Consider the following 18,987-nt stretch of genomic DNA (forward strand, 5'->3'; position numbering starts at 1 on the left):
CCGTTATCGGCGGGGCCTTTTCTCGTTTCTGGAGAACGGCTCTACATCTGAGTGCTGTCTGAGCTGCGGCTGTGGGGTGTCCGGTGAAGTCGTGGGGTGCTTCCTGGTAGACCCGGAGTTCGACGCGGCTCATCGCGGTTGGTGTGCCGTCGCGTCACGCTGAGGGCCGCTTGCTGCGCTCGTTCCGTCCGTTAATGCATGAGCGCTGTTATATTAGCGCTGTGACATCTTTGGATCCGACCGCGTCGCCTGGTCGGTGGCATGCGCTGTACGCCCTGCTGGCCGCGATGGACAGCCAGATCGAGTCCCTCTACACCGAGCGAGGCGTCGAGGGCGTTCGGCCCCGGTTCGCCTACCCTCTGATCCGGCTCGCGCATACCGGTCCGCTGACGATCCGTGAGCTGGCCGACTCGCTGGATCGCTCGCACTCGGCGATGAGTCAGACGATCTCGGCGATGCGCCGTGAGGGGCTGGTCGAAACGGAACCCGGTGCCGACGCCCGCACGCGGCGCATCATCCTGACCGACCGTGGTCGGGACCTCGTCCCCTTTCTGGAGGCCGAGTGGCGTGCTACCGAGGCGGCGGTCGCCGAGCTCGACGACGAGGTGCCCCATCCGCTCAGCGCCGTTGTCACCGAGCTGGAACGCGCCCTGGCCCGGCGGTCCATGAGGGATCGGATCCTGTCCCATCTTGAGGGGTCGCTTCCCGGCCCCGCGCCCCGTCCGTAGTGGTGGCCTGGCGGGAGAAGCTCGTCGACGTCCGTCCGCTACGCGGCAGTCGGCCGTTCCGGGATCTGTGGATCGGCTCCTCCCTGGCCTCGGTCGGTCAGCAGGTCGCCGTCGTCGCCGTTCTGCAACAGGTCTGGGATCTGACCCGCAGTCCGCTGTGGACCGGGGCCATCGGTGTGGCCACGGGTCTGCCGCTGCTCGTTCTCGGTCTGGTCGGCGGGTCACTGGCCGACACCGTCGACCGCAGGAGGCTGGTGCGCGTCGCCACGGGAGGTCAGGCGTTGGCGGCCGTGGGTCTTCTGGTGCAGGCCGCCGCGGGAAACCGGTCGGTCCTCCTGCTGCTGGCCCTGGTCGCCGTCCAGGCCGGGTGTGCGGCGCTCGGGGCACCGGCGCGGCGCACCTTCCCGGTCCGGCTGCTGCCCGCCGGCCAGGTCGCCGCCGGGCTCGCCCTGCAGAACATCGCCTTCCAGGCGTCCATGCTGGTCGGGCCCGCTCTCGCCGGTGTCGTGCTCGCCCAGTGGCGGTATCCGGCCGCGTACGCGATCCAGGCGCTGACCGTGGCCGTGTCGCTGGTCGCGCTGTTCCGGCTGCCCGCGATGCCCGTCCCCCGCGCCGTCGGCCGGGAGCGGAACGGGCCGTTTCCCGGAGGGTGGCGGATCATTCTGCGGCGTCCGCTCCTGTGGGGTTCCTTCGCCGTCGACCTCGCCGCGACCGTCCTGGCCATGCCGATCGCGCTGTTCCCGTTGATCAACGATGTCCGCTTCGGCGGCGACCCCCGGATGCTGGGGCTGTTCCTGTCCGCGATCGCGGTCGGCGGGCTCGGCGCGGGGCTGTTCTCCGGGGCCGTGACCCGGCTTCGCCGCGGTGCCCTGGTCCAGCTCGTCGCGGCCACGGCCTGGGGTCTGGCCCTCGCCGGGTTCGGCCTGGCCGAGCCCTTCTGGCTCGCGCTGTCCTGCCTGGCGGTCGCCGGGGCGGCCGACACCGTCGCCGTCATCACCCGGGGCGCGCTGATCCAGCTCGAAACCCCCGACGACCACCGGGGGCGGGTCTCGGCGGTCGAGCACGTCATCGGCATCGCCGGTCCCGAGATCGGCAACTTCCGCGGAGGGCTCCTCGCCTCTCTCACCTCCGCGCCCCTGGCCCTCCTGGCGGGCGGTCTGGCGGCCGCGGCCACCGTCGTCTCCGTCGGCCTCGTCAACCGTCCCCTGCGCGGGCACCGGACCCCGCCCGCGCACGAGGACGTCCAGCCGCCCGCCGGGCCGCCCCAGCTCGCGGGCCGCTGAGGCGCGCACCGGCTTCGCGGTCTCAGGCCGTGTCGGCGGCTTCCGGGCGCCTGGTGCTCACCCACCACAGCGTGCCGAACGGGTCGACGAAGCCGCCCATCCGGGTGCCGTCGTCCTGGGCGACGATCTCCTGCGCCGACCGGGCCCCGGCGGCGACCGCCCGCTCGTGCACCGCGTCGGCGTCCGGAACGGTGGCCCACAGCTGGACGTGCACCGGCTCGGAGGGCGAGGTCAGGCACCGCTCGCCGTGAGCGCCGGAGTCGGCGAAGAACACGACCCCGGCCCCGATGCGCGCCTCGGCGTGCATCACCCGCTCGGGGTCCGAGGGCAGGGGGAGCACGTTGGTCACCTCGGCGTCGAACGCGCTCCTGAGGAACTCGCCGTAGTCCTTGGCGCTGTCCACCATCACGTAGGGGATCACCGACGACATGTCCGCCTCCTTTGCTATTCAAATTTGACTACCTGTCCCACCGTACCGCGCCGGGCGGGGATCGGCACCCCCTACTCGTCGGGGAGCGACGCGTAGAGGGCCTCCGTCAGGGAGCGGACCCGGAAGTCGCCGCCCTCCAGCAGTTCGGAGCCCCGGTTGGGGACGTAGCCGAAGGCGAGGCCGCGGTCCGGGTCGGCGAAGGCGAACGAGCCGGTGGCGCCGCTGTGCCCGAACAGGCCGGTGAGGCGGTCGGGGGCGGGCCAGAACGGGCCGCCGGGCACGGCGAAGCCGATGCCCCAGGCGGTGTGCACCCGCAGGATCCGGTCGACGCCCTCGGCCTGCGGGGTCCGGATCCGGTCGACGAGGCCGGGGCCGAGCAGCCGAACGCCGTCGACCTCGCCGGTCAGGGCGGCGAAGTAGCGGGCCAGGGAGTGGGCGGAGGCGACGCCGTCCATGGAGGGGCTCTCCACCTGGTAGGTGCGGGGGTCGGCGGCGGCCTCCCAGCCGAGGGTGACGCTGCCGTAGAGGGCGCGGAAGGGCAGGCCGCCGGGGTCGTCGAGCGCGCTGACGAAGTCGGCGAGCTCGGGGACCTCCATGCCCAGGCGCAGGGAGTCGGCGTCGGGGAGGACCATGGCGGCCAGGCGCGGCATCGCCTCGTCGGGCACGCGCACGTAGCAGTCCAGGCCGAGCGGGCCGGTGATCTCGCGGGTCAGGAACTCGCTGAGCGTCACGCCGGAGACCCGGCGGACGATCTCCCCGGCGAGGTGGCCGATGGTCACCCCGTGGTAGCCATGGGCGGTGCCGGGCGGCCACTCGGGGACGGCGGCCGCGAGGGCGTCGGTGATCGGCGTCCAGTCGCGCAGGTCCTCCCAGGTGATGGGGCGCATGTGCATGCTGGGCAGTCCGGCGCGGTGCCCGAGCAGGGTGCGCACGGTGATCTCGCCTTTGCCGTGCTGGGCGAACTCGGGCCAGTAGCGGGCCACGGGCGCCTCCAGGTCCACCTGGCCGCGTTCGACCAGCAGCAGCACCGCGCCGGTGGCGAACGACTTGCACGTGGAGGCGATCGGGGCGATGGTGTCGCGCCGCCAGGGCCTGCGCGTCTCCGGATCGGCGTGGCCGCCCCACAGGTCCACCACCGGCCTGCCGTGCCGGTAGACGGTCAGGCCCGCGCCGACCTCGCCCCCTTCGGTGAAGTTCCGTTCGAACGCCTGCCGCACCGCGTGGAACCCCTCGGCGACGTTTCCCTGGACATGCGTCATTTCCTCGCCCCTCTCTCTACCTACCGGTCGGTCGGGAGCCTGACGATAGGCTACCGACCGGACGGTAGGCAAGGGCGACCGACCGGTAGGTCGGTAGACTCGGCGCGCGGCGTCGGGAACGGTGAGAGGCGGAGACAGTGGTGCGGAACCAGGCGGGCGACACCCGGCAGCGGATCATCGAGGTGGCCCGCGAGCTGTTCACCGCGCAGACCTACCGCGCGGCCAGCATGCGCGACATCGCCGAACGCGTCGGCATCACCAAGCCCTCGCTGTACCACCACTTCCGCAGCAAGGGCGAGATCCTCGACAGCCTGGTCAGGCCGCCGATCGACCAGCTGGAGGCGACGATCGAGGCCGCCGCCGCCCGCCCCACGCTCGCCGAGGTCCGGCGGCACGTGCTCGCCGGCTGCATCGACGTCATGCTCGACCACCGCGCGACCATGGCGCTGCTCCTGCGCGACGCCTCCGTCTACGGCGACGAGACCGCCGACCTCGTGTCCCGCGTGGGCCACGTCACCGACCGCGCCGTCCTCCTGCTCGCCGGTCCCGACCCCGACTGGCGTCGGCGCGTGCGCGCCGCCCAGGCCTTCGCCGCCGCCACCGACCCCATCAGCCAGCTCCCGGACGTTCCCGCCGGCGACCTGCGCGCCGAACTCCTCCACGGCGCCGGCGCCATCCTGGGCCTGGCCCCTGTTCCGGCGGAGGACCCGGCGCGCTAGGAGCGCCGGACCGGACTGTCGGAGGGGGGTGGCAGATTCGGCTCATGCCCGTTCACATCGCGAGTCGCCGCCGCACCACCCTCCACCGGGACTTCCCCGACGCGCTGATCCTCGACGTGACCTCCAAGGGGGAGGAGCCCTGGGTCCGGCTCAGCCCCTTCTATCCGCACGGGGGCATCCCCGTGCCCGGGCATCCCGGACGCGTCTCCGAGTCGGTCGAGGGCGTCTGGCAGGCGTTGAAGGTGTTCGAGAGCGAGGCGGAGGACTTCGGCAAGCTGCGGATCGCGACGATGAAGGGCATCAAGCGGACGGTCCGCCGGCTCGGCCCTCCCCTCGGACACCGGCTCGACGGCCGCCTGCTCGGCTACGAGGAGGCGCGCCGCCGCATCTACCTGCCGACCTACCGCTGGATGCTCGACCACCGGGCCGCCGACCTCGTCGCCCGGCTGCGTGAGCTGAGCGCGGCCAGGACCGTCGTGCTGCTCGACTACACCACGAACGCGGACGTGGCCGACCTGTCGACGCCGCTGTCCCATGCCGCGCTCGTCGCCCGGCGGGTCCGGGAGCCCTGACGTACAGGGGTCTCCCTCCCGCGAATGGGTGTCAGGCCCGATACCGCCCGGTGCGACGGTGATCCATGGTGGAGGCGTCCGACGTCGGACCGGCCTCGCGGAGGGGCCGGTCCGCCCCTTCGCGAAGGAGTTCCCTGGCCATGGAATCGCGGCATGGTACCGACCCCGCCCCGGACGGAGCCGCGGCGCGGGAGGTGCGGCAGCGGCTGGAGGAGGAGCGGCGCGCCCGCGCCTCGCAACTGGCCGTGCTGGAGCAGGCGATCGAACGCGCCCCGCTGGAGCAGGTGGAGGAGTCCGACCACACCCGCCGCGAGAACCTGCGGCGGAGCCTGGCCGAGATCGACGAGGCGCTGCGGCGGCTGGAGGACGGCGTCTACGGCCGGTGCGAGGGCTGCCGGGAGGCGATCCCGGCCGGGCGGCTGGAGATCCTGCCCTACGTCCGGTACTGCGTGCGGTGCCAGGGGCGCGCCAACCGTGCGCTCCGCTGAGCTGGACGGCTGGCGGGTGCTGGTTCCCCGGGCCGCCCACCAGGCGCCCGAGCTGTCGCGATGGCTGCGCCGTCACGGCGCGGCCGTCCGCGAGCTGCCGGCCATCGCGGTGGAGCCCCCGCCGGACGTGGCGCCCCTCGACGAGGCGCTCGCGCGGCTGCGGAGCGGCGGGTTCGCGTGGGTGGTGTTCACCTCCGCCAACACCGTGCACGCCGTCCACCGGCGGTGCGTCGTCCACGGCTGGGACGTCCGGGAGGCCATCGCCGCCGACGTGGCCGCGGTGGGCGAACGCACGGCGGCCGCGCTGGCCCGGCTGGGGGTGCGGACCGACCTGGTGCCCGACGGCGAGCAGTCCGCCGAGGGGCTGGTGCGGTCATGGCCGGCGGCGCGGGCCGGGCGGGTCCTGGTGCCCTGCTCCGACCTCGCGCGTCCCGTCCTGACGGAGGGACTGACCGGGGCGGGGTGGCGGTGCGAGCGTGTCGTCGCCTACCGCACGGTCCCGGCCGCGCCCCCCTCACCCGCGACGGCCGCGGCCATCGCGGGCGGCGGGTTCGACGCGGTGGCCTTCACCTCGTCGTCCACGGTCCGCAACCTCGTCGCGTTCGCCGCGCCGCCGCCGTCCACCGTCGTCGCGGCCATCGGGCGGCAGACCGCGAGCACCGCCCGCGAGCACGGGCTCCGGGTGCGCGTCGTCGCGCCCCGGCCCGCGGCGCGGGAGCTCGCCGCGGCCCTGGCCAGGTACGCGGTGAGCGGGCGGCGCGGGGCGTGAGGGGCACCCCGGTCGGCCCGCGCCGCACCCCGGCGGGACGATGGAGGGGACAGGGTCGGTGACGGAAGGATCGTGCGGTCGGTGCGGCTGTTCTGGCGGGTGTTCTGGCTGAACGCCCTCGTGGGAGTGGTGGCCACCATCCTTCTGATGGTCGGCCCCTGGACGGTGTCGGTGCCCATCCGGCTGACCGAGGCGCTGGTGCTGCTGGCCGGGCTGGCGGCGATGCTGCTCGCCAACGCCGTCCTGCTGCGCTGGGGCCTGGCGCCGCTGGACCGGCTGAGCCGGATGATGACCACCGTCGACCTGCTGCGTCCCGGCCAGCGGCTGCCGGTCACCGGCAGCGGCGAGGTCGCCGCCCTGATCGAGACGTTCAACCAGATGCTGCACCGGCTGGAGACCGAGCGCGGCACCAGCAGCGCCCGCGCCCTGTCGGCCCAGGAGGGCGAGCGCCGCCGCGTCGCCCGCGAGCTGCACGACGAGATCGGCCAGAGCCTGACCGCCCTGCTGCTGGACCTCAAGCGGCTCACCGACCAGGCCCCGCCGCCGCTGCGCCGGGAGCTGCACCACGCCCAGGAGACGGCCCGGCAGAGCCTGGAGGAGGTGCGCCGCATCGCGCGGCGGCTGCGGCCCGACGTCCTGGAGGACCTGGGGCTGGTCAGCGCGCTGACCGCGCTGGCCGCCCGGTTCGACACCCACACCACGCTGCGGGTGCGCCGCGATCTGCGGCCGGGCCTGCCGCCGCTGAGCCCGCAGGCCGAGCTGGTGGTGTACCGGATCGCCCAGGAGGCCCTGACCAACGTCGCCCGGCACGCGGGCGCCACGGTCACCGAGCTCAGCCTGACCACGGCCGGGGGCGGGGTGCTGCTGCGCGTCGAGGACGACGGCGCGGGCATGGGCGACGCGCCCGAGGGCGCGGGCATCCGCGGCATGCGCGAACGCGCCCTGCTGGTCGGCGGCACCCTGACCCTGCGTCCCGGGAACGGCGGGGGGACCTGCCTGACCCTGCACGTCCCCATCGACCCCACCGACCCCGCCGGCGGGCCCCATCCCAGCGAGGACCCCTCATGACCGCCTGGCCCGGCGCCCCGACCCGCATCCTTCTGGCCGACGACCACGCCCTGGTGCGGCGCGGCGTCCGGCTCATCCTGGAGGGCGAACCCGACCTGCGGGTCGTCGCCGAGGCCGGGGACGGGGCCGAGGCGATCGCCCTGCTGCGGGGCGGCGAGGGCGGAGGCGTCGAGGCGGACCTCGCGATCCTGGACGTGGCGATGCCGCGCATGACCGGCCTGCAGGCCGCCCGCGAACTGTCCCGCCGCCACCCCGGCCTGCGCATCCTCATCCTCACCATGCACGACAACGAGCAGTACCTCTTCGAGGCGCTCAGGGCCGGGGCCGCCGGGTACGTGCTCAAGTCGCTGGCCGACCGCGACCTGATCCAGGCGTGCCGGGCGGCCATGCGCGGCGAGCCGTTCCTGTACCCGGGCGCGGTCACGACCCTGATCCGCACCTATCTGGACCAGGCCCGCGCCGGCCGGACCCCCGACACCGTCCTCACCCCGCGCGAGGAGGAGATCGTCAAGCTGGTCGCCGAGGGCCACTCCTCCCGGCGGATCGCCGACACGCTGGTGATCAGCGTCAAGACCGTCGACCGCCACCGCGCGAACATCCTGGCCAAGCTCGGCCTGAAGGACCGCCTGGAACTGGTGCGCTACGCCATCCGCACCGGCCTGATCGAACCCTGACCCGCGGCCCGCGAGCAGGTCGCAGATGCCTCGGACGGCTCATCTGCTCACTCCGCACGGGCATGGGAGCTCCGAACGGGTGGACGACGCCATGGAGGGCTCGCGGGAGGGGATGCGGGCCCTGGGGGTGTCGCTGGGGGTGCTCGGGGCGACCACGGTGATCCAGGGGACCGTCGTCGCCGTCGAGCGGGTGCTGGGCGGCGTCGAGGGCGTGCGGGGGGTCGGGCCGGTCCGGGTGCGCTGGGTCGGGCACCGGCTGCGGGTCGAGGCGGACATCGTGGTGGACGCCCGGTTGAGCGTGGTGGCAGCGCACGAGGTGGCCGTCGCCGCCGAGCACGCCCTGCTCCACCGGGTCCCCCGGCTCGCCGCCGCCACCCTTCACCCCGATCCGGAGGAGACCGGCGGAGCCGACCACCACGCCGTGCCGGCGGGGCACCGGCCCGCCGTCAGCGCGCCGCCGTGAGCTCCCGGACCTCGGCGGGCTCGTGGATTTCGCTGAAGCCGCCGTCCGGGTCCATCACGATCCGCCCGGTCTCACGGCCGTGGAGGGCCTCCTCGCGTTCGCGGCGGACCAGCCCCAGGCACATCCGGTGGACGACCAGGTAGGCCAGCAGCGGCCCCACCAGCACCGCGACGCGGAAGAACCAGGTCACCGCGAACAGCGACAGGTGGAACTCCACCGCGATCTGGTCGTTGGCCGACGCCGCCCACAGCAGCCCGTAGAACGTGATCCCCGCCGCGCCCACCGCGGTGCGGACGGCCGCGTCGCGGGGCCGGTCCAGCAGGTGGTGGACGCCGTCGTCGCCGGTGAGACGGCGCTCCAGCCACGGGTAGGCGGCCAGGACGGTGAAGAACGCGCCGGGCACCAGCAGCGCCGGGACCAGCACGGCCAGGGTCAGCGGGTGCCCGGCGACGGTCGGCTCCCAGTTGGGCATGATGCGGATCGCGCCGTCCAGGAAGCCCATGTACCAGTCGGGGACGGCCCCGGCGGTGATGTCGCCGGGCCGGTAGGGGCCGTAGTTCCAGATCGGGTTGATCTGCGCGAGCGTTCCCAGCATCGCCAGCACCCCGCAGGTGAACAGGAACATCGCCGCCGAGGCCGCGCGCGGGGCGGCGGTGGCCGCCTGGCGGAAGCGGGTGTGGCCGTTCCGGCGGACCAGGCGCCGCCGCAGCAGGAACAGGCCCGCCATGGCCAGGGGCAGCAGCGTGATGTGCAGCCAGTAGGCGGCCGGGATGACGGTGTCGCCGGGGAAGCCGCCGCCGAAGACCAGGTCGGCGAGTTCGGTGCCGACGAACGGGATCGACAGCGTGATGCTCTGGATCAGTCCCAGGGTGCCGCCCGACAGCATGTCGTCGGGGAGCAGGCCGCCGGTCACGCCCGTGACCATGGCCAGCACGAACAGGGCCACCCAGACCAGCCAGCCGAGGACGCGGGGGCGGCGGAACGCGCCGGTGAAGAACATCCGCAACAGCTGGCAGGCGATCGCGGCGGGCAGCAGCAGCGCCGCCCAGTGGTGGATCTGCCGCATCAGCAGCCCGCCGCGCGTGTCGAGGCTGATGTCCATCGTGGACGCGTAGGCCTGGCTGACGGGCAGGCCGCGCAGCGGCTCGTAGGAGCCCCGGTACGGGGCCCGCGTCATGTCCGGGTCGTAGAAGAACGTCAGGAACGCGCCCGTCACCAGCAGGATCACGAAGGAGTACACCGCGATCTGCCCGAACAGGAACGTCCAGTGATCGGCCGACGTCCGGCGGGCCGACCCGGCCGGCAGGTGGAGTCGCATGGGCGGCTTCCCTTCTGGAAGGGGATGACACCCACAAGACGCCGCCGGGGGGTCCCGTTGTGACGGTCGCCGGACGTGAGTCGGATCTCATCGGCGGACTGTCACGCCCGGACGGGCTGGCGGCGTCTTGTGGGTGTCATCGTTCGGGAGGGAGAACGCGATGGAGATCATGTTGCGCGCCCGCCACCGGGCGTTCCTGCGGGACCTGGAGCGCCTCGCCGCCGGGGACGGCGGGGACGGCGCGCCGGCCGGGTGGGAGCGGTTCGGGGTCTTCCTGCGGATGCACCACGACGCCGAACGGACCGGGCTGTGGCCGGTGCTGCGCGCCAAGGCCGACCCCGCCACGAGGGTGCTGATGGAGCGGGCGGAGCGGGAGCGCATCGGGCTGGTCGCGCGGATGGACGCCGTCGACGCGGCCCTGGAGGAGGGCGCGGCGGCCGTCCGCGCGCAGGCGGAGGGGCTCGCGCGCGCCCTGGCCCGCCACCACCGGACCGAGACCGCCCTGCTCCGCCGCGCCGAGGCGCTGCTCAGCCCGCGCGAACGCTGCGACCTGGCCTGGGAGCCCCGGCGCCTGCTCGGGCTGCACGGGGCCGCCGACTACTACCCCTGGCTGCTGGAGGGCGCGCCGGAGGAGCTGCGGCGGGAGGTGCTGGCCCGGCTGGACCCGCCCGACCGGCTGCTGTACCGGCTGCGGTGGCGGGCCCGTTACCTGCGGGGCGCGCGCCTTCAGGCGGCCTGACCGAGCAGCAGCGCCGCCGCCTCGCGGGCGCAGCCCCACGACAGGCTGACCCCGGCGCCGCCGTGGCCGTAGTTGTGGACGCAGCGCGCCGGCCCGAGCGGCCCGGCCTCCACCCGGACCGACGGCCGCACGGGGCGCAGGGCCGTCTCGACCTTGACGACCTCGGCGTCCCGCAGGCGCGGTTCGACGCGGCGGCAGCGGGCCAGGATGCGTTCGGTCACGGCCGGGTCGGGGGCCGCGTCCCCGGTGGCGGGGGTGTGGAGGCTTCCGCAGACCACCCGGTCGGGGTGGGGGAAGAAGCTCGTGGACTCGGCGGCGCCGGACAGTTCGAGGAACGCCTCGTCCAGGCCGGGGTTGGTGAGGACGACGTGCTGGCCGAGGGAGGGCGTCAGGGTCGGGTCGGCGGCCAGGCGGGCGGCGGCCAGGCCCGTGCAGTTGGCCACCAGCGGGGCCAGCGCGGCGGCCTCGTCCAGCGAGCGCACCGCGCGGTGCTCGATCCGCCCGCCCGCCGCGGTGAGGCGACGCGTCAGGTAGTCCAGGTAGACCGGCATGTCGATCAGCGGCATCGTGGACCGGAAGCCCGCGCCGAAACCGTCGGGGAGCTCCTCCGGAGTGCAGGCGCGCAGGTCCGGGATGAGCCGGACCTCGGGCGGGAGGTCACCGGTCGGCGGGAGCTGCCCGACGGTGAGGACGGGCGCCATCCGCACGCCCGTGCCGGGCCGGCCGGCGAGGGCGCGGAAGTCGCGCAGGGAGCGTTCGGTCCAGGCGAGCGTGGCGGCGCGCGGCTCCAGGAAGCACGGGCCCCAGATCGCCCCGGCGACGACGGAGGTGGTCTCCCGCGGGGGCGCGGCGGTCAGGACGCGGACGCCCGCTCCCGCCTCGGCGAGGCAGATCGCCGTGGTCAGGCCGCTGACGCCCGCGCCGAGCACGATGGTGTCGGTCATGGCGACGATCGTCACCCCGGGGCGGCCCCGCGGTCTTGGACGGATGGGAACTCCGCCAGCCAGCGCGTGGCGGTCGTGCCGCCCAGCGCGCGGAACTCGCGGGCCAGGTGCGCCTGGTCGAAGTAGCCGCAGCGGACCGCCACGTCGGCCGGGCGGGCTCCCGGACGGCGCAGCAGGCGGCAGGCGCGGGCGAAGCGGATCAGCCGCGCGGCGGTCTTGGGCGGCACGCCGAGCTCGCGGCGGAAGCGCTCGGTCAGGTGGCGGCGGCTCCAGCCGAGTTCGCCGGCCAGGTCGGCGACGGTGAGGTTCCCGCCGGTCTCGGCCAGCCGCCGCCACGCCCGGCCGACCTCCGGCGGCGGGGCGGCGGGACGGTCGCGGACCAGGGCCGCGAGGGCGGCGTCGAGGACCCGGAACCGGTCGGGCCAGGTGGGGGCGGTGTGCAGGCGTTCGGCGAGCTCGACGGCCCGGGGCCCGAGGACGGCCGCCGGGTCGAGGACCTCACCCGCCAGCTCCCCGGCGGGCAGGCCGAGCAGTGCCCGCGCGGCCCGCCAGGTGAGATCGATCTGCACGCCGTGCTGGAGCCCGTCGTGGGAGATCACCACGGGACGGTCGTGGAGGCCGCCCAGCGTCGCGGGGAACGCCGCCGTGCCGTCGCGGCCCACGATGTCGAGCGTCCCGGTCAGCGGCACGACGAGGATCAGGCGGTCGGACGGCAGGCCCTGGTGCGTTCCGGGCGGGCCGGTGAGGCGGTAGCCCGAGTAGCCGGTGACCAGGCCGTCCAGCGCGGGCGCGGCCCGGGATCGGACGTATTCCACCCGTCCAGGTTAGGCCGCGGGGTCCCGCCAGACGGCGCGGATCCCGGCCAGGGGGTAGGGGACGTCGGCGGGGGAGGCGTCCCACAGGCGCGTCCGGCCGGCGGGAGGGGTGAAGCGCGGCCAGCCCGGATCGCCGGTGGCGGCGAACGCGGTCCAGGACGCGCGCAGCGCGCCCGACAGGGCCTCGAACCCGGCGGGCGGATCGCCGAGGAACCGCCGGGCGAACCGGCTGGTGGCGTCGCCGAACGTGAACGGCACGTCCACGCCGTGGCACGCCCCGAACGCCGCGCCCCGCCAGGTGAAGTCGTACAGCCAGGTCCGGCCGCCCGCGCGGGCGTGGTTCTCGGCCGCCCACGTCGTCGGCATCCGCACCACCGCGTCCGACATGATCGCCGTGAACAGCGCCGCGCCGTCGGCGCCGGGCAGGGCCGCGCGGTAGGCGTCCACCGCGCCCGCGGGCAGGCCCACGGCGGCGGCGACCTGGACCGGATCGACTCCGGCGGGGTCCACCACCGGGGCGAACGAGCGGTACTCCTCGTGCGTGAAGCCGCAGACCAGGTCCACGTCGGGCCGGATCCGCGCCCACGGCGGGCCGGTGACGAGTTCCCCGTCGGCGACCGGGCCGAACGCGCCGGGCGGCTGGACCCGCACGATCTCCTCGGGCGGCAGCGAGGCCAGGTCCGCGACGGACACCCCGGCCGCGTCGGCGACCCTCTCGGTGGTCCGGCGGGCCTCGCCCGGGGTGACCAGGCCGTTCGGGATGCTCTGCGCGATGACCCGGCGGAACAGGCCGGTGCCCGCCGAGGCCAGGAACGCCGCCGAGGCCGCGCCCGCCGACTGCCCGAACACGGTGACGTTGTCCGGGTCGCCGCCGAACGCCGCCGCGTTCTCCCGCACCCAGCGCAGCGCCGCGAGCTGGTCCAGCAGCCCCCGGTTGTCGGGCGCGCCGGGAACGTGCCCGAAGCCCTCGAAGCCCACCCGGTAGTTCACGGTCACCACCACGACCCCCGAACGGGCGAGCCTCGCGCCGTCGTACTGCGGCAGGCCCGCCGCGCCGATCTCCCAGCGGCCGCCGTACAGCCACACCATGACCGGCAGGCGGGCGGAGCCGGGGGCGGGCGTCCAGACGTTCAGGGTGAGGCAGTCCAGGCCGTCGCCGGGCCGCCAGGCGGGAGGCACGCCGGGCGCGGGCGGCGGCTGCGGCGGCGCGGCCCCGAAGGCCGACGCGTCCCGCACCCCGTCCCACGCGGCGGGCGGCGCGGGCGCGCGGAACCGCAACGCCCCCTCCGGCGCCGCGGCGAACGGCACCCCCTTGAACGTGACGACGCCGTCCCCGACCGTCCCCCGGACATCACCTTGCCGGGTCCTCACCACCGCATCGCGCATCCGCACGACGCTAGACCGTCGGGCCGGGCGAGAAAAGGACACGCCGCGTATCGAGGACCACCCCCTGGAGGACGACGATGACCCGCCGCCCCACCACCAGCTCCTCGACCACCTCGCCACGGGAACGCGTGATCTCCGTGACGGTGCCGGTGCGCACCTCGCCCACCCTCGGTTCGGCCATCGCGCCCAGCCTGTCACGGGTGGGCAGGTTGATCGGGGGCTTAGCGGGAAGGCCCAGCGTATGGCTGAGGGGTTGGCCCAGGGGCTTTCCGGGGCGCTGCTGGAGCTGCGGCGGCTGCTGGACGGGGAGCTGTTCCCGCTGGCGGTCGGGGAGGTCGAGGCCGACCGGCGGGCGCGGCGGGAGCTGCTCGGGCAGCTCGACGACTACCTGCTGCCCCGGCTGGCCGCGATCGACGCGCCGCTGCTGGCGGTGGTGGGCGGCTCGACCGGCGCGGGCAAGTCCACGCTGGTCAACTCGCTGGTCGGGGAACGCGTCAGCCGCGCGGGCGTGCTGCGCCCCACGACCCTGGCCCCCACGCTCGTCACGCACCCCGGCGACGCGGCCTGGTTCGTCGCCGGGCACGTGCTGCCGGGCCTGCCCCGCGTGACCGGCGGGGGACAGGGCGAGCCCGGCGCGCTGCGGGTGGTGGAGAACGCGCGCGTCCCGGCCGGGCTGGCGCTGCTGGACGCCCCCGACATCGACTCGGTGGTCACCGCCAACCGCGAGCTGGCCGCGCAACTGCTGGCCGCCGCCGACCTGTGGCTGTTCGTCACGACCGCCGCGCGCTACGCCGACGAGGTGCCGTGGGGCTTCCTGCGCACGGCCCGGGAGCGCAGCACCGCCCTGGCCGTCATCCTGCAACGCGTCCCCGGGGACGCCGCCGGGCCGGTGAGCCGCGACCTGACGCGGCTGCTGGAGGAGAACGGTCTCGGCGGAACGCCGCTGTTCGTGGTGCCCGAGCTGGCGCTGCCCGAGGAGGACGCCGCGTTGCCCGCCGAGGTCGTGCGGCCCGTCCGGGAATGGCTGGAGGGCCTGTCCGCCGACGCGCAGGCGCGGGCCCGGGTCGTGCGGCAGACCCTGGCGGGCGCCCTGGACAGCCTGGCCACCCGCGTCCCCGCGCTGGCCGGCGCCGTCGAACGCCAGCGCGCCGCCGCCGGGGAGCTGCGGCGGCTGGCCGAACGGAGCTACACGTCCGGCATGGCGGCGTTCGACGAGGGCATGCGCGACGGGACGCTGCTGCGCGGCGAGGTGCTGGCGCGCTGGCAGGACTTCATCGGCACCGGGGACCTCATGCGGTCGCTGGAGTCGCGGATCGGGCGGATCCGGGACCGTGTCGTGGCGGTGTTCACCGGCCGCCCGGCGGCGGCGCGGGAGCTGCGGACCGCGCTGGAGAGCGGCGTCGAGGCGCTGGTCCGGTCCGTCGCCGACGGGGCCGCCGAACGCGCCGTCGACGCCTGGCTCGCCGTCCCCGCCGGCCGCGACCTGCTGGAACGCGCCGGGGTCGCGCGGGCCGGGCGGCTGGGGCGCGCCTCACCCGACCTGGCCGGGCGCGCCGAGCGCGCCGTCCGCGACTGGCAGGGCTACGTGCTGGACCTGGTGCGCACCGAGGGGGCCGAGCGGCGGGGCGCGGCGCGGGCGGCGTCGTTCGGCGTCAACGGGCTCGGGCTGCTGCTGATGCTGGCGGTGTTCGCCTCCACCGGCGGGCTGACCGGCCTGGAGATCGGCATCGCGGGCGGCACGAGCGTGCTCAGCCAGAAGGTGCTGGAGGCGGTCTTCGGCGACCAGGCCGTCCGCAAGCTCACCGAGAACGCCCGCGACGACCTGCGGCGGCGCGTCCGCGAGCTGATGGACGGGGAACAGGAGCGCTTCACCGCCCTGCTGGACGGCCTGACCGGCCCCGGCCCGGACGAGCTGCGCGCGGCGGCCGCCGCCGTCCACGAACGCCGCCGCGACCTGCCCGAGGGGAAATCACGGTGAGGACCCTGCTGCGCAAGCCCGCCCCGACGCTCGACGAACGCCTCGCCGCCCTCGGCGAGGCCGCCGACCTGGCCGAGGGGCGCCTCGACGGCGGCGTCGTGGAACGGGCGCGGGCCGTGGTCGGACGGGCCGGGGCCCGGGCCGCGCTGTCGGTCGACCACACCGTCGCCGCGCTGGCCGGAGCGACCGGCAGCGGCAAGTCGTCGCTGCTCAACGCGCTCGCCGGCATCGACCTGGCCGCCGTCGGCGTGACCCGCCCGACGACCGCGGCGGCCCAGGCCGCGCGCTGGGACCCCGACGGCTCGGGCCCGCTGCTGGACTGGCTGGAGGTGCCGCGCCGCCACACCGTCGAGGGCGGCGACCCGGCGCTGTCCGGGCTGGTGCTGCTGGACCTGCCCGACCACGACTCGATCGAGGTCGCGCACCGGCTGGAGGTGGACCGCCTGGTCGGGGTCGTCGACCTGCTGGTGTGGGTGCTCGACCCGCAGAAGTACGCCGACGCCGCCGTCCACGAACGCTACCTGCGCCCCCTCGCCCGGCACCGCGACGTGACGGTCGTGGTCCTCAACCAGGTCGACCGGCTGCCGGACCGCGCCGTCCGCCGCTGCCTGGACGACCTGCGCGGGCTGCTCGCCGACGACGGGCTGGCGGGCGTCCCGGTGCTGGCGGTGTCGGCGCGCACCGGACGGGGCCTGCCGGAACTGCGGAGCCTGCTGGCCGAACGCGTCTCCCGGCGGCAGGCGTGGGCCGCGCGGCTGGCCGCCGACGTCGCCACCGCCGCCGACGACCTGGCCGCCGCCCTCGGCCCGCACCCCGGCGACGGCCCGGCGCGGGGCGACACCGCCCTCACCGCGCCGCTCACCAGGGCGCTGGCCGAGGCCGCCGGGGTGCCCACCGTCGTCGCGGCCGTGGCCCGCGCCCACCGGCACCGTTCCGTGGCCGCCACCGGCTGGCCCGTGACCCGGTGGGCGCGCAGGATGCGGCCCGACCCGCTGCGCCGGCTGCGGCTGGACGACGGCGGCCGCACCTCGCTGCCGGCCGTCTCGTCCGTCCAGCGCTCCCGCGTCGAGATCGCGTTGCGCGAGGCGGGCGCCGGGGCGGCGGCCGGGGTGCCCGAGCCGTGGGCCCGCTCGGTCCGGGAGGCCGCGCGCGTCCACGAGGACGAGCTCACCGACGCCCTGGACCGGGCGGTCTCCACCACCTCCCTGGACGCCTCCCGCCCGCCCCGCTGGTGGACGCTGGCCGGACTCCTCCAGAAGATCTTCCTGGTCGCCCTGGTGGTGGGCGGGCTGTGGCTGCTGGCGCTGGCGGTGGTGGGCTACCTGCGGCTGCCCGACGTCCCCACGCCCGAGGTCGGCGCGGTGCCCTGGCCGACGCTGCTGCTGCTCGGCGGCGCGCTCGCGGGGGTGCTGCTGGCGCTGCTGTCGCGGGGGTTCGCCCGGCTGGGCGGCCGCCGCCGCGCGAGACGGGCCGACCGGGCCCTGCGCGCGGCCGTCGCCGAGGTCGCCGAACGCCTCGTCCTGCGGCCCGCCGCCGCCGAACGCGACCGCTACACCGAGTTCGCCGACCGCGTCACCACGGCCCGCGCCCGCTGACGGGCCGCCGGAGGGAAGGTCCGGCAGGCGGAGGGCAGTCCCGGTGCCGGGTCCCCCCATGCCCTCCGCCCGTCGGAGGGCTCCTGGCGACGGGGGCGCGCCAGGAGACCGTCCCCACAGTCAAGGCGCGCGCCGGAACGGCGGCAAGCGGGGCTTCGTCCAGCGGACGATTCCTGCGCGCGGTGGATAATCCCGGCGTCCCGAGCGGGTACGTCACCTTGGGAGCCGACCCGCGGACCCCCGAATCCGAGGTGCCCATGGCCGACCGGTCCGACAGCGTGGTGCGACGGGTGGAGTTCGCCACCACCGACCTCGCCGAGGCCCACGCGTACCTGTGCTCGGTGTACTCCGACCACACGCCGGTGGTGTCGGGCGACCGGGAACGGTTCCGCCTCCGGGCCCGCGCCACCGGGGAGGGGCGGTACGGCGTCGAGTTCGTCTCCCACTCGATGGAGATGCGCACCTCGGCCGAGCCCTACGGGGCGCTGCTCGTGGCGCACGTGCTCGACGGGCGGGTCTCCATGGCCGCGCGGCGCGACGAGGTGCGCGCCGCGCCGGGCGACGCGTTCCTCGTCCCGGCCGAGGGCCGGCACGAGCTGTGGTGGAGCGGTGTCGAGCTGGGGATGGTGCGCCTCGACGCCGCGGCGGTCGCCCGGCTGGCGCGGGAGACCACCGGCGGCGACGTCGCCTTCCGGCTCTCCCGGCCGGTGTCGCGGGCCCGGGCCCGGTACTGGCGGTCGGCGGTCCGGCACGTCACCCGCGGCCTCCTCGCCGAGCCCGAACTCGCGGCCAGCCCGCTGCTGCGCGCCGAGGCCTTCCGCCTGCTCACCACGGCGCTGGTCGAGACCTTCCCGATCATCGAGCCGTCCGGCGCGCCGGACGGCCGGACCGGGGCCGCCGCCGTCCGCCGCGCGGCCGCGTTCATCGAGGACAACGCCCACCGCGGCATCGGCCTCACCGAGATCGCCGCGGCCGCCGGGACCAGCCCCCGCAGCCTCCAGGCCGCCTTCCGGCGGCACCTGGACACCACGCCCGTCGCCCATCTGCACGAGGTCCGCCTGCGGCGCGCCCACGCCGACCTCCTGGCCGCCGATCCCACCACGGGCGTGACCGTCGCCGCGATCGCCGCCCGGTGGGGCTTCACCCACCACGGGCGCTTCGCCGCCGAGTACCGCCGCCGCTTCGGCCGCCCCCCGCGCCAGGCCCTCCGGAGCTGACGCCCGGAACGCTCAGTCCAGCAGGGCGGCCAGGTCGGCGAGGCCCTCCTCGCCGAACACGCGGATGCCCTCGCGTTCCAGCAGCGCGGCCGTCACCCCGTCCCCGGCGACCCTGGTCCCGGTGAACGTGCCGTCGTAGATCATCCGGCTTCCGCAGGAGGGGCTCGACTCCTTCAGGAGCGCCACCCGCGCCCCCGCGCGCCGCGCGGTCTCCAGCGCCAGCCGCGCCCCCGCCACGAACGCCTCGGTCACGTCCTCGCCGGTGTCGGCCACCACCCGCGCCGCGCCGTCCAGGACGTCCGCGCCGTCACCGCCCACGATCTCGGCGGGCGGCCGCGGCACCGGCAGTCCCCCCGCCACCTCCGGGCAGAACGGCACCAGCCGCCCCTCGGCGCGCCACCGCTCGAACAGATCGTCGCGCACCGGCTTGCCCCGCCCGTCGTAACGCACGGGACGGCCGAGAAGGCAGGAGCTCACCAGGATCCGTTCCACGCCTGTCAGCCTACGTTCCCCGCCGTCCGCCGGGCCGGGCGGCCATGTCC

General features: G+C 75.7%; 21 protein-coding genes. 13 read left to right on the top strand and 8 right to left on the bottom strand.

From position 1 onward, the window contains the following. The first annotated feature begins 221 nt into the window (after positions 1 to 221). A complete protein-coding gene (locus tag AKI01S_RS36145) occupies positions 222 to 728 on the top strand; it encodes a MarR family winged helix-turn-helix transcriptional regulator (protein ID WP_218009947.1) in 507 nt (168 codons plus the stop codon). Between the two features lie 2 nt (positions 729 to 730). Then, positions 731 to 2,011, top strand: coding sequence for an MFS transporter (locus AKI01S_RS36150; protein WP_067828471.1), 1,281 nt, complete (start codon positions 731 to 733; stop codon positions 2,009 to 2,011). A gap of 22 nt (positions 2,012 to 2,033) precedes the next feature. Here the strand turns inward: AKI01S_RS36150 and AKI01S_RS36155 are convergent, their stop codons facing one another. Both AKI01S_RS36155 and AKI01S_RS36160 read right to left on the bottom strand, forming a co-directional pair. After that, the gene (locus AKI01S_RS36155) at positions 2,034 to 2,441 is read right to left on the bottom strand and encodes a VOC family protein (protein ID WP_067828397.1); all 408 of its coding nucleotides are present in this window, start codon (positions 2,439 to 2,441) and stop codon (positions 2,034 to 2,036) included. Positions 2,442 to 2,512: 71 nt separating this feature from the next. Further along, the gene (locus tag AKI01S_RS36160) at positions 2,513 to 3,700 is read right to left on the bottom strand and encodes a serine hydrolase domain-containing protein (RefSeq protein ID WP_067828401.1); all 1,188 of its coding nucleotides are present in this window, start codon (positions 3,698 to 3,700) and stop codon (positions 2,513 to 2,515) included. Between the two features lie 140 nt (positions 3,701 to 3,840). Between AKI01S_RS36160 and AKI01S_RS36165 the strand changes: the two genes are divergently transcribed. The 7 genes from AKI01S_RS36165 to AKI01S_RS36195 all read left to right on the top strand — a co-directional run bounded on the left by AKI01S_RS36165 (position 3,841) and on the right by AKI01S_RS36195 (position 8,453). Then, on the top strand, positions 3,841 to 4,419 hold the full coding sequence (locus AKI01S_RS36165; RefSeq protein ID WP_067828405.1) for a TetR/AcrR family transcriptional regulator: 579 nt from the start codon (positions 3,841 to 3,843) through the stop codon (positions 4,417 to 4,419). A 44-nt stretch (positions 4,420 to 4,463) separates the two neighbouring features. Next, positions 4,464 to 4,991, top strand: a complete 528-nt coding sequence (locus AKI01S_RS36170; RefSeq protein ID WP_067828408.1) for a DUF6939 family protein — start codon at positions 4,464 to 4,466, stop codon at positions 4,989 to 4,991. A gap of 140 nt (positions 4,992 to 5,131) precedes the next feature. Then, complete coding sequence (locus tag AKI01S_RS36175; protein ID WP_157420408.1) at positions 5,132 to 5,479, top strand: TraR/DksA family transcriptional regulator; 348 nt, start codon at positions 5,132 to 5,134, stop codon at positions 5,477 to 5,479. Continuing rightward, positions 5,466 to 6,248 (top strand): uroporphyrinogen-III synthase, encoded by a 783-nt coding sequence (locus AKI01S_RS36180; protein ID WP_067828411.1) that lies wholly within the window; start codon positions 5,466 to 5,468, stop codon positions 6,246 to 6,248. Before AKI01S_RS36175 ends, AKI01S_RS36180 begins: the two co-directional genes overlap by 14 nt. Positions 6,249 to 6,329: 81 nt before the next feature. Beyond that, positions 6,330 to 7,316, top strand: coding sequence for a HAMP domain-containing sensor histidine kinase (locus tag AKI01S_RS36185; protein WP_067828415.1), 987 nt, complete (start codon positions 6,330 to 6,332; stop codon positions 7,314 to 7,316). Beyond that, entirely contained in the window at positions 7,313 to 7,990 is a 678-nt protein-coding gene (locus tag AKI01S_RS36190) for a response regulator (RefSeq protein ID WP_067828418.1), read from the top strand. The genes AKI01S_RS36185 and AKI01S_RS36190 overlap by 4 nt, the downstream gene beginning before the upstream one ends. Positions 7,991 to 8,069: 79 nt before the next feature. Next, positions 8,070 to 8,453, top strand: a complete 384-nt coding sequence (locus AKI01S_RS36195; RefSeq protein WP_067828423.1) for a cation transporter dimerization domain-containing protein — start codon at positions 8,070 to 8,072, stop codon at positions 8,451 to 8,453. Here the strand turns inward: AKI01S_RS36195 and qcrB are convergent. Beyond that, entirely contained in the window at positions 8,437 to 9,771 is a 1,335-nt protein-coding gene (qcrB, locus tag AKI01S_RS36200) for a cytochrome bc1 complex cytochrome b subunit (RefSeq protein ID WP_067828425.1), read from the bottom strand. The two genes, AKI01S_RS36195 and qcrB, sit on opposite strands and share 17 nt — an antisense overlap. A 160-nt stretch (positions 9,772 to 9,931) precedes the next feature. Here qcrB and AKI01S_RS36205 point away from each other — a divergent pair, with 160 nt between their 5' ends. Next, a complete protein-coding gene (locus AKI01S_RS36205) occupies positions 9,932 to 10,510 on the top strand; it encodes a hemerythrin domain-containing protein (protein ID WP_067828428.1) in 579 nt (192 codons plus the stop codon). On the opposite strand, the gene AKI01S_RS36210 is transcribed toward AKI01S_RS36205, so the two are convergent. Genes AKI01S_RS36210 through AKI01S_RS51175 form a run of 4 tightly spaced genes read right to left on the bottom strand, consistent with a single transcriptional unit; the run spans position 10,498 to position 13,836 of the window. Further along, positions 10,498 to 11,454, bottom strand: a complete 957-nt coding sequence (locus AKI01S_RS36210; RefSeq protein WP_067828478.1) for an FAD-dependent oxidoreductase — start codon at positions 11,452 to 11,454, stop codon at positions 10,498 to 10,500. The two genes, AKI01S_RS36205 and AKI01S_RS36210, sit on opposite strands and share 13 nt — an antisense overlap. 11 nt (positions 11,455 to 11,465) lie before the next feature. Then, on the bottom strand, positions 11,466 to 12,269 hold the full coding sequence (locus tag AKI01S_RS36215; protein WP_067828431.1) for a helix-turn-helix domain-containing protein: 804 nt from the start codon (positions 12,267 to 12,269) through the stop codon (positions 11,466 to 11,468). 9 nt (positions 12,270 to 12,278) lie between these two features. Further along, entirely contained in the window at positions 12,279 to 13,655 is a 1,377-nt protein-coding gene (locus AKI01S_RS36220; RefSeq protein ID WP_067828480.1) for a carboxylesterase/lipase family protein, read from the bottom strand. 10 nt (positions 13,656 to 13,665) lie between these two features. Beyond that, positions 13,666 to 13,836 (bottom strand): hypothetical protein, encoded by a 171-nt coding sequence (locus AKI01S_RS51175; RefSeq protein ID WP_157420409.1) that lies wholly within the window; start codon positions 13,834 to 13,836, stop codon positions 13,666 to 13,668. A 60-nt stretch (positions 13,837 to 13,896) separates the two neighbouring features. Between AKI01S_RS51175 and AKI01S_RS36225 the strand changes: the two genes are divergently transcribed. The 3 genes from AKI01S_RS36225 to AKI01S_RS36235 all read left to right on the top strand — a co-directional run bounded on the left by AKI01S_RS36225 (position 13,897) and on the right by AKI01S_RS36235 (position 18,445). Then, on the top strand, positions 13,897 to 15,633 hold the full coding sequence (locus AKI01S_RS36225) for a GTPase domain-containing protein (protein WP_067828434.1): 1,737 nt from the start codon (positions 13,897 to 13,899) through the stop codon (positions 15,631 to 15,633). Then, a complete protein-coding gene (locus tag AKI01S_RS36230; protein WP_157420410.1) occupies positions 15,630 to 17,228 on the top strand; it encodes a YfjP family GTPase in 1,599 nt (532 codons plus the stop codon). The genes AKI01S_RS36225 and AKI01S_RS36230 overlap by 4 nt, the downstream gene beginning before the upstream one ends. A gap of 257 nt (positions 17,229 to 17,485) precedes the next feature. Then, positions 17,486 to 18,445, top strand: a complete 960-nt coding sequence (locus AKI01S_RS36235; protein WP_067828437.1) for a helix-turn-helix transcriptional regulator — start codon at positions 17,486 to 17,488, stop codon at positions 18,443 to 18,445. Positions 18,446 to 18,457: 12 nt separating this feature from the next. Here the strand turns inward: AKI01S_RS36235 and AKI01S_RS36240 are convergent, their stop codons facing one another. Next, positions 18,458 to 18,937: a 2-thiouracil desulfurase family protein gene (locus tag AKI01S_RS36240; protein ID WP_067828440.1), complete on the bottom strand. Its 480-nt coding sequence runs from the start codon at positions 18,935 to 18,937 to the stop codon at positions 18,458 to 18,460. Positions 18,938 to 18,987 lie beyond the last annotated feature (50 nt).

Source organism: Actinomadura kijaniata NBRC 14229, assembly GCF_001552175.1.
In the GTDB taxonomy this organism is placed as follows: Bacteria; Actinomycetota; Actinomycetes; order Streptosporangiales; family Streptosporangiaceae; genus Spirillospora; species Spirillospora kijaniata.

Bases quoted from the DNA above. Each gene is read 5' to 3' on its own strand.
- AKI01S_RS36155 (WP_067828397.1), bottom strand. From the start codon at position 2,441: ATGTCGTCGGTGATCCCCTACGTGATGGTGGACAGCGCCAAGGACTAC.
- AKI01S_RS36160 (WP_067828401.1), bottom strand. From the start codon at position 3,700: ATGACGCATGTCCAGGGAAACGTCGCCGAGGGGTTCCACGCGGTGCGG.
- AKI01S_RS36170 (WP_067828408.1), top strand. From the start codon at position 4,464: ATGCCCGTTCACATCGCGAGTCGCCGCCGCACCACCCTCCACCGGGAC.
- AKI01S_RS36175 (WP_157420408.1), top strand. From the start codon at position 5,132: ATGGAATCGCGGCATGGTACCGACCCCGCCCCGGACGGAGCCGCGGCG.
- AKI01S_RS36190 (WP_067828418.1), top strand. From the start codon at position 7,313: ATGACCGCCTGGCCCGGCGCCCCGACCCGCATCCTTCTGGCCGACGAC.
- qcrB (WP_067828425.1), bottom strand. From the start codon at position 9,771: ATGCGACTCCACCTGCCGGCCGGGTCGGCCCGCCGGACGTCGGCCGAT.
- AKI01S_RS36205 (WP_067828428.1), top strand. From the start codon at position 9,932: ATGGAGATCATGTTGCGCGCCCGCCACCGGGCGTTCCTGCGGGACCTG.
- AKI01S_RS36210 (WP_067828478.1), bottom strand. From the start codon at position 11,454: ATGACCGACACCATCGTGCTCGGCGCGGGCGTCAGCGGCCTGACCACG.
- AKI01S_RS36220 (WP_067828480.1), bottom strand. From the start codon at position 13,655: ATGCGCGATGCGGTGGTGAGGACCCGGCAAGGTGATGTCCGGGGGACG.
- AKI01S_RS51175 (WP_157420409.1), bottom strand. From the start codon at position 13,836: ATGGCCGAACCGAGGGTGGGCGAGGTGCGCACCGGCACCGTCACGGAG.
- AKI01S_RS36225 (WP_067828434.1), top strand. From the start codon at position 13,897: ATGGCTGAGGGGTTGGCCCAGGGGCTTTCCGGGGCGCTGCTGGAGCTG.
- AKI01S_RS36235 (WP_067828437.1), top strand. From the start codon at position 17,486: ATGGCCGACCGGTCCGACAGCGTGGTGCGACGGGTGGAGTTCGCCACC.